General features: G+C 38.0%; 1 protein-coding gene. It reads right to left on the bottom strand.

The window, feature by feature from the left end; all coding sequences use genetic code 11:
* The coding region (locus NLM59_RS11520; RefSeq protein WP_456238420.1) for an HU family DNA-binding protein at positions 1-232 on the bottom strand (232 nt) is incomplete at its 3' end.
* Positions 233-421: the final 189 nt, after the last annotated feature.

Here is a 421-nt window from a genome sequence, read left to right as displayed (position 1 = left end):
TATCACCTAATTCGACGGCTCTACCTTGAGAAAGCTCATCCATCATGTTGAGCACTAGTCCATCTAGCACGGCTAAACAGTCCGCCTGGCGAACAGTGGACTGACTAGAGATTAGATAAGCTAATCGCCTAAGATCTGTTTTGCCAGTTTGAATGGCTTGAACATAAAATTTCGCAGGTTCATCCCTGCGAGACGGGTCTATTCTCTCTTGAATTTTTAAAGAAATAGACATTGAATTATAAACATTCATGATGAAAATCTATTTAAATTAGTAAATACCTCTAAAACCTACGAGCTGATAATTTGTATATCGGTTACATCGAGCGAGGTATAAAACCCGGAAAACCATGGCTCTATTTTAGCTTCTGGGATAAAAATAGAAGGTTTAGATGAAGGCATTGTGTATAAATTATGCCTTTGT

The sequence above is a fragment of the Profundicola chukchiensis genome (assembly GCF_029664245.1).
GTDB lineage: Bacteria > Bacteroidota > Bacteroidia > Flavobacteriales > Weeksellaceae > Profundicola > Profundicola chukchiensis.
The sequence above is the reverse complement of the archived record's forward strand: the minus strand, read 5'-3'. Positions and strand labels throughout refer to the sequence as shown.